We start from the raw sequence: 1,105 nt of genomic DNA, 5'->3' as shown, positions 1-1,105 counted from the left end.
AAGAAGCAGGGGCGGTGGAAGTTAAGGTAGGGTGAGAGCACATCCTGGGTGAAGGCGTTGACCGCCTTGGCGAAGCGGCCGGGGATGTGGGCGTAGCCCAGGTGCTTGCGCACCACCGAGCCGTTCTTGGACTCCACCAGGGCGTTGTCGTTGGTTTTGCGGGCGCGCGACTTGGTGAACTGCTCGATGCGCAGCTTCTCGAGCAGCGCGGCGACGCGCTTGTTGATGTACTCCGATCCGTTGTCGGCGTGAAAGCCCAGGATGAGGAAGGGGAACGCCTCCAACAAGGCCTCGAGCACCGGCAGCAGGAAGCGCTCCGAGATGCGCTCGACCGAGCCGACGAACTGGAACTGGGTGACCTCGTCGACCAGGTTGATGTGGTAGAGGCCCTTGATGCCGTCTAAATCGCCTTGGTGGACCGAATCGACACGCAGGAAGCCGGGACGGCCTTCGGGACGGGGTTTTCGGCGTTCGCCGATGTTCACCTTGACCGGGCGGGTCTTGTCCACCGAGCCGCGGCTTCGCTGGTAGGTCTGGGAGCCTCTGAGGTTGTAGAGGTGGCCGTTGGAGATCCCTGCGAGGCGCTCGTAGCGCTGATCCCCGAACACCGTGTAGGCGCGCTCACAGAGCTTGCGGGTGGCTGGCCCGGACAGTGTGCCGTGCAGGGCGTCGAGCTCGGCCAGCAGGCGGACATCGGCCGGGGTGTAGCGCCGAGCAAAGGGTGCCGCCGGCGGGCCACGGCGGTCACGGATGGCACCCGTCTCGCAGAACTGCTGGATCAGCCGGGTGATCTGCGCCCGGGATAGGCCGGTGACCTTGGCCAGATAGCGTCGCACCAGGCCCTTATCGGCCTTGCCCAGGCGGGGGTAGCCGAGACGGCGCAGCTCGCTGGCCATCCAGTCGTAGGCGGCCTCCCGGGCCGGGGCCTCGAAACCGAGAGTCTGGGCGCCTTCCAGGAAGGCGCGGACTTGCTCCAGGGACTGAAGTCCTTGGGTCTTGAGCATGAGGATCATCCTCCGATGATCCCAAACCCCGACCGCCTTCAGGCTCACTTCACGCTGGAATCACGTCCCTCCTTCAGGCTCATGTGTCGTTGGACAAGGCT

General features: G+C 65.2%; 1 protein-coding gene. It reads right to left on the bottom strand.

The genetic code is table 11. The features are described from left to right. Positions 1-1,004: DDE-type integrase/transposase/recombinase (locus CKO33_RS13160; RefSeq protein WP_200182681.1), on the bottom strand; the 1,004-nt coding region annotated here is incomplete at its 3' end. Positions 1,005-1,105: the final 101 nt, after the last annotated feature.

The sequence above is a fragment of the Ectothiorhodospira mobilis genome (assembly GCF_016584115.1).
GTDB lineage: Bacteria > Pseudomonadota > Gammaproteobacteria > Ectothiorhodospirales > Ectothiorhodospiraceae > Ectothiorhodospira > Ectothiorhodospira mobilis.
This window is presented reverse-complemented; position numbering and strand designations above follow the sequence as displayed.